Here is a 7,179-nt window from a genome sequence, read left to right as displayed (position 1 = left end):
GTGACCTGAGACCCGTTTTCTCCTCCAGTTTGAGGTAGAGTTCGCCCCAACAAAGGAGACGAACAGAATGAAGAGATCACGGTTTAACGAAGAGCAGATCATCGCGATCCTGAAGCAGCAGGAGGGCGGCGTTTCGACGGCTGATGTATGCCGCGAGCATGGGATCAGCTCGGCCACGTTCTACAAATGGAAGGCGAAGTTCAGCGGCCTCGAAGTGTCGGACGCCAAGAGGCTGAAGTCGCTGGAGGACGAGAACTCGAAGCTGAAGAAGCTGTTGGCCGAGCAGATGCTGGACAACGCGATGTTGAAGGATGTCGCCTCGCGAAAGTGGTGACGCCCGGCGCGAAGCGGGATGCTGTGGCGCACTTGTGCAAAGAGCACGAGGTAAGCCAGCGGCGGGCGTGTTCTGTTCTTGGCGTTGATCGGTCGAGTGTGCGGTATCAAAGCGTGCGCCCGGACGACGCGGGTCTGCGCAAGGCAATGAAGGCAGTGGCTGCTGAGCGTCGCCGGTTCGGATATCGCCATGTCCATGTCATGCTCGAGCGTCAAGGATGGCAGGTGAACCAAAAGAAGCTGAGGCGGCTATATCGTGAAGAGAAGCTGCAAGTCCGCAAGCGAGGTGGTCGAAAGCGTGCTCTCGGAACGCGAAGGCCAATGCTGATGCCGGAACGCCCCAATGAACGCTGGAGCTTGGACTTCATGTCTGACGCCTTCACAGATGGGCGACGGTTCCGGGTGCTCGCCATCGTAGACGACTTCAGCCGCGAATGCTTGGCGCTCGTCGCCGATACGTCGCTCTCCGGTCTGCGTGTCACGCGTGAACTGACGGCGATCATGGCGCGGCGTGGACGTCCCAGAACGATTGTCAGCGACAACGGGACGGAACTGACCAGTATGGCGGTGCTCAGATGGTGCCAGGAGACACGGATCGACTGGCATTATATCGCACCGGGAAAGCCTATGCAGAACGCATTCGTGGAAAGTTTCAACGGCAGCTTCCGCGACGAACTCTTGAATGAAACCCTATTCTCATCGCTCGCCGAAGCCCGAGAGAAGATCACAGCATGGAAGGACGACTATAACCGACACAGACCCCACTCATCGCTCGGCAATCTCACGCCGCGGGAATTTGCGTTGAAATCGAGACTGGAAACCAAGGCTGCATAAGGCCAGAAATCAACCGACGGATTCTCCCAAACGCTGGAGGGAAGTCGGGTCTCAGGTCACAAGGCGCCCGTGACACGTCATGCCACCCATGGTGGAAAGCACATCCTTTCAACCGCGGGTCGTCAACGCCTTTGCGACTTTGCGCGCCAGGCTTTCCGAGGTGAACGGCTTCTGGACGACCGGCGCTTGAGGGTATTCGGCCAGGATGGATTCGACATCCCCATACCCGGTGGCCAGCACAAAGGGGATGTTCCGCGCGCGCATGTCCTGGGCCACGGGTAGCGATGTGTGGTTGCCCAGGTTGATGTCCAGAACCGCAAAGGCGATCTGGTCGTCCGCGATGGTCGCAAGCGCCTCTTCAACGGTGCTGACCAGCTTTACGTCGCTGGCGCCGATCTCGGTCAGGATGTCCGACGCCTCGAGCGCAATGACGATGTTATCTTCCAGGATCAGGGCGGTTCCCGTCACCGCGACCTGGGGGTCGGGTGTTTCGGGCTCTTCGTCCGCCGGGTCGGTCTGGTCCGCGATCATGCCCTCGGAGACGTATCTGGACGGGATCATGATGTCGGCCTCGAACCCGGCCAGGTTATAGCGTGTCGCGACCGTTCCGTTCAGTTCGAAGGGAACCGTGCGTTCGATGATGGTCGAGCCGAACCCGCGATGGGACGGGGCCCGCACCGGGGGGCCGCCGCTTTCGCGCCATTCGATGAGCAGCGCGCCGTCATCGGCGATGTGCAGATCGATGCCGACCTTGCCGGACCGATCCGTAAGCGCGCCGTATTTGGCAGAGTTCGTGACCAGTTCATGAATGACCAGCGCCATGGACGAGAACGCCTCGGGCGCCAGTAGCGGCGCGTCGCCCGTCACCATCAGCCGGTCTTTCTGGCCGTTCAGATATGCGTTGACCTCGACCTGGATAAGCTCGCGGATCGGGCTGGGCGACCAATCCAGCCGCGTCAGCTGGTCATGCGCGCGGGCCAGCGACTGAATCCGCCCGTCCAGAACCTTGGTATAGCCTTCGATCGTCGCCACGCCCGCCTTGCTTTGCGACACCAGCCCCTGGATCAGGTTCAGGATGTTGCGGACGCGGTGGTTCAGCTCGGCAATCAGCAATTCCTGCTTTTCTGCGGCCGATCGGCGTTCGGCATTGGCCTCGTCCGTCAGTTTCAGAACGATCTCGATCAGCGAGATGCGCAATGCCTCGGCCGCGCGCAGTTCGCTTTCCGACCAGGGGGCGGATGTGTCCCGCACCGTTTCGGTCCATGCCTCGAAGCTTTTGCGGGGTGTCAGCCGGATGCCGTTCGGCCCGACCTCGACCGGCTTTTCGGGGTTGCCGGCCCAACGGACCGAGCGCGTGATTTCCCGGCGGAAGAACACGATGTAATCCCGGGGCGTGCGCGAAATGGGCACCGTCAACAGCCCGGCAACGCGGTCGGCAATGACCTCGGCGTCGGGATAGTTCGCGATCAGGCTGTCGGTGGAAAACACCTTGCCCGTCGGCGCCATGTTCAGGAAACGGGCCAGGCGTCTGAATTCCTCGGCGGTGGGGGCGGCGCCGCGGGCGGTGTAGCGCCCCTCGGAGAATATCGCCAGACCGTCGCAGGCCACGATCTGCGCCAGCTCTTCGGCAATGACCTCGAAACTGTCGACAAGATCGCCGCCGGTGGACAGCCGCACCATCAGGCGGTCGTGCAAATCGCGCGAGCCGCGCTCTTCGGCGCGGATCTGGGCCTCGATCTTGCGCTCCAGCTCATACGAGAACAGCTGCGCGAACAGCTCGATCGCCGTGCGCCGTTCGTAATCCACATAGCGCGGGGTCTGGTGATGACAGGCAAACAGCCCCCAAAGCGCGCCGTCTTTCAGGATCGACACCGACATCGACGCGCCCACGCCCATGTTGCGCAGGTATTCCAGGTGGATCGGCGACACCGCGCGCGTGACCGACAATGACAGATCCAGCGGATCGCCATTGGGGTTTCGTTCGGGGACGAGGGGCGACACCTGGCCATCCACATCGGCGATCAGACGCAAGGTGCTGCGCGTGTAAAGCGCGCGCGCCTGTTTGGGAATGTCGCTGGCCGGATAGCGCAGGCCCAGGAACGGCTCCATCCCCGGCACGTGACGCTCGGCAATCACCTCGCCCGAACCGTCGGGCGCAAACCGATAGACCATCACGCGGTCAAAGCCCGACAGGACCTGCAACGCCGTCGCGGCCTCCTGCACCGCATCGGCGACCGTGTCCTTCCTGTTCACACGCGCGATCAGCGGCTGCACCAGCGCCAGGTCGTCGCGCTCGTTCGTGCCCGTCTTGGGTTCGAATTCGAAGATGAACGAGGGGCCCGAAGCGTGGACCGAGATATCGAACAGCGTTCCGTTCTGTAGCACGTCATAGGCAAAGAGCCGGCTGATGCTGGCGCCCGAACTGCTGCTGAGCTGCAGCTTGGTCCGCAGATCGTGAATGGTCCGTTCGGGCAGGAACTCCAGCAGCCGCTTGCCGACAACATCCTGCGGGCACAGTCCCAACATGGTTTCGCAATTGGCCGACAGATGGTTGATCATCATGTCCGCCGAAGTCGAGATCAGGCAGCCATACGCCTGCACATTGCCCAGAAGATGGATGGGCTCACGATCGCAATTCGTGAGATCTACCGCCTTACTGGGATCTGCCGCGGTTTCAGGCTGCTTCATGACATGACCTCTGCTGCTGGATTCTGTGATGCGATTATATTGCCGGCTTCATCATGGAACATGCCAAAAAGCCGTTTTGTATCCCGGATGATCGTTTCAGCGCGCGGGCTGTCGGCGGGGATTTCCGACAGCGCGCGGCAGACCTCGGCCCATCTGCCGGATATCGGCGCGGTCGTGAAATAGGCCCGCGCCTCCTGCACGATCGGGTCGCGCGATCCCGCCCAGGCGCGTTTCAGAACCTGTGTTCCCAGCCGCGACCCTTCGATCAGATAGTCCAGCGCCAGCGCGTCCACCTGTTTTGCGACCGGCGCGGGGTCGACATCATGCGGCGCGTTCAGCGTCGCAAGATCGATTTCGATGTCGGCCAGCATGCCGTCCAGGCTGTTGGATGCCGTCCCGCCGGGCGCGGCCGCGCGCAGCATGGCCAGGTAACAGCGCCGGTGAACGGCCAGAAAGGACGCAAACCCGTCGCGCGTCGCAATGTCGAACGCGGACAGCAAACGGTCGACGCGCTCGTGATCGGGCTGCGTCGCGTCTTTCAGCGCTTTTCTGAAGTCCGGCAGCATTCTAACCTCTTGCAATCCATCACTCTTTCATCTTCACCAAAACACGACAATCGGATCGCTGTTCCTGTCAACAGGTTTTGCTAGGTCACGCGCCAGGATTGCGCTGTCAATAAACCATGACATAGCAACAGGCCAGGAATGAGATTTTTCAGGCAGGCGTACCGCTGCGCCAACCGGCTGTTGGCCGTAGCACCGTTGCCTGTTGGTCTGACTTCCTTTTGGGAAAATCAGTGCTGATTTGCAGGTCAGACGGCGAAGCCGCCTGTTCCTGCGGATCTGCCACGTGGCGAACGCGGGAGGGGGCGAGGCAATGCTATTCGACAGGGGTGGTTCGGCCCGCAGGCGCAGCCGAGGACACGGCCCTGTCTAATAGGGTTGCCCGAGGGGGAGGGCAGCGCCCTCACCCTGACGGCCAGAGGTGTTTGGCTTGTCCAAATCCCGCTGGCGCAGAAAACACGTGCGGCGGGACCATCGGCCCCGCCTCAATTCATTTCGCTATGCAGAAAATGTCGGCTTTGAGCCCACTTTGACCGATGCTGCGCGGCGCTCCAATGTCCACTATCATGAGAGCGACCAAGAACCTTCGACAACTACATGGGTTTTGAATGGGGTTTTTGGCAGCTTCAGTCGAGGTGTTTTGAGGCTTTACCAAAAACGAGGTATTTTGGAACGCCCTCAGAAGTCGGCATCAAGAGACGCTCCCACTGCGGCGGGAGCGTTCGTCGTTACTTCAGCGGCACAAAAAGGTCAGTCACAGCCGCGTTTTCTGGAACGTCAGGAAAGAAACTTATGCGTTGACAAAAAAATGGGAAGTCTCGCGTCTCTTCCCCGCTTGCGGGCAGCCAGTCGCGATAAAGAAACGTAGCGGCTTCCTCAAGGTCATCGCTTGACCCGGTCATGCGCAGGACTGCGCAACGTCCGGCGGGGATTGTTCCAGATCTGACGCCTGCGTCGTTTTGTGCAATCTTTCGATCTGTCGAAGCACACAAGTCCATGTGAAACTCCGCAGGCGATGTCGTGAGCGGGTCGGTGTGAAATATATTGAATGTATCGCTGACACGTGGCGGTAGCCCAGCAGTCTTTCGCCATGCAATAAATCGCTGGATCGTATCGCCTATTTTTGTAGGATCGCCGCGATGCTCCATCACAGCAATGGCGGTTGCGGAAAATTCTACGATGTTCACATCGTCTTTGCTATAATTTGTCATGTATTTGTTCCTGGCTTTTGTCAGTGGGTCGAAGGTTGCAAGCCACGATTCCCATTCGGGTGTTTGGCGGAACTCTGATGGTGATTGCCCAATCCGCTCCCTGAAAACACGGGTAAATGTTTCTGGGTTTTCATAAACGGCGTCCAACGCGATGTCGGTAACCGCATCCGTTTCTCTGAAAGCAAGCCTGTATGATGCCCGCTTCATGCGAGCGAGTTGAACATACCGATGCGGGGAAATCCCAAACAGTGCCGAGAACTGCCGATGAAAGTGGAACTTTGAGAACGCAGCTACGCGACTCAAGACATCCAAATCAAGATCATCACCGAGATGCTGCTCAATGTGATCCAGCACGCGCTGCATCCGGGCATTGTAATGCTCAAGGGCCGTCTTCATTATCGTCTCCTTCGTGGCCCCTTTAGTGCTACAGGCTCACGGTAAGACGTGCTTGACCAAACTTGCTGAATTATCTGTTGGGCTTTTTCCATCCACCATTATTGTCAGCCATCCGCACGACATACCAAAAACCACCGTTTGTTGAACGGTTCACCAAACCGGACATTGATGTATGAACGGCGAACGGCAGCATTGTCCGCATTGCAGTCATAGGACCGGCCAGCGCGTAAGGTCGACTGTGCGGGACAAACCTGGCATCTGCTAATTTAAATCAAGTGGTTGAAGTTGATTGTTAACCGACATTTACCTTCCGTTTCCTAGGGTCAGGATGCATTGATTTCCGCCGCGCGGCGTGATTCAGGGCTCCAAAACGGAGCGGTAACATGAGCGATCTTTTCTGGCTGACCGACGCGCAGATGGCGCGTCTGTAACCCTTCTTTCCGAAGTCCCATGGCAAGCCCCGTGTTGACGACAGGCGGGTTTTGAGCGGAATTATTTTCATCAACCGCAATGGCTTAAGGTGGCGCGATGCTCCCGCAGCCTATGGCCCCCACAAAACGCTCTACAGCCGGTGGGGGCGTTGGAGCGAGAAAGGCATCTTCGCCCGGATGATGGTCGGCCTGGCTGCGGAGCATGCTGAAGAGAATACCGTGATGATTGACGAGACATATCTCAAGGCCCACCGAACAGCGACCAGCATGGCCGTGAAAAAGGGGGGCGTGGCCGCCTGATCGGTCGGACCAAGGGCGGAATGAACACCAAACTGCATGCCGTCTGTGACAGCCAGGGACGCCCAATCGACTTGTTCGTCACCGCAGGACAGGTGAGCGACTACATCGGCGCGCGGGCGTTGCTCAGTCGCCTGCCAAACGTCAAATGGCTGCTCGGGGATCGCGGCTACGACGCCGACTGGTTCCGAGAAGCATTGCAGGACAAGGGGATACGCGCCTGTATCCCTGGACGAAAGCAACGCAAGACGCCGGTTAAATACGACAAGCGCCGCTACAAATGGCGAAACCGGATCGAGATCATGTTCGGCAGGCTCAAGGATTGGCGGCGCCTGGCGACCAGATACGACCGATGCTCCAAGGTGTTCCTCTCAGCAATCGCTCTCGCTGCTCTCGTCATCTATTGGTTATGAACCCTGAACCTAA

Annotated in this window: 4 protein-coding genes and 1 pseudogene; 2 read left to right on the top strand and 3 right to left on the bottom strand. The window is 59.1% G+C overall.

The genetic code is table 11. The annotated features are described in order from the left end of the window. The first annotated feature begins 67 nt into the window (after nucleotides 1–67). Nucleotides 68–1,167, top strand: a protein-coding gene (locus CLM60_RS05985; RefSeq protein ID WP_095587531.1) for an IS3 family transposase whose coding sequence is annotated in 2 segments (ribosomal slippage) — nucleotides 68–329 and nucleotides 329–1,167 — 1,101 coding nt in all. Because the reading frame shifts where the segments join, the coding sequence is not laid out codon by codon here. Between the two features lie 108 nt (nucleotides 1,168–1,275). On the opposite strand, the gene CLM60_RS05980 is transcribed toward CLM60_RS05985, so the two are convergent. From CLM60_RS05980 to CLM60_RS05970, 3 genes are all read right to left on the bottom strand, one after another. Continuing rightward, complete coding sequence (locus CLM60_RS05980) at nucleotides 1,276–3,855, bottom strand: HWE histidine kinase domain-containing protein (protein ID WP_095588256.1); 2,580 nt, start codon at nucleotides 3,853–3,855, stop codon at nucleotides 1,276–1,278. After that, complete coding sequence (locus CLM60_RS05975) at nucleotides 3,852–4,421, bottom strand: biliverdin-producing heme oxygenase (protein ID WP_095588255.1); 570 nt, start codon at nucleotides 4,419–4,421, stop codon at nucleotides 3,852–3,854. Before CLM60_RS05975 ends, CLM60_RS05980 begins: the two co-directional genes overlap by 4 nt. A 725-nt stretch (nucleotides 4,422–5,146) precedes the next feature. Beyond that, the gene (locus CLM60_RS05970) at nucleotides 5,147–6,025 is read right to left on the bottom strand and encodes an AraC family transcriptional regulator (protein WP_095588254.1); all 879 of its coding nucleotides are present in this window, start codon (nucleotides 6,023–6,025) and stop codon (nucleotides 5,147–5,149) included. 383 nt (nucleotides 6,026–6,408) lie between these two features. Between CLM60_RS05970 and CLM60_RS05965 the strand changes: the two are divergent. Continuing rightward, nucleotides 6,409–7,166: pseudogene (locus CLM60_RS05965) on the top strand (IS5 family transposase). Nucleotides 7,167–7,179 lie beyond the last annotated feature (13 nt).

It is taken from the genome of Actibacterium ureilyticum (assembly GCF_002285435.1).
GTDB lineage: Bacteria > Pseudomonadota > Alphaproteobacteria > Rhodobacterales > Rhodobacteraceae > Actibacterium_C > Actibacterium_C ureilyticum.
The sequence above is the reverse complement of the archived record's forward strand: the minus strand, read 5'-3'. Positions and strand labels throughout refer to the sequence as shown.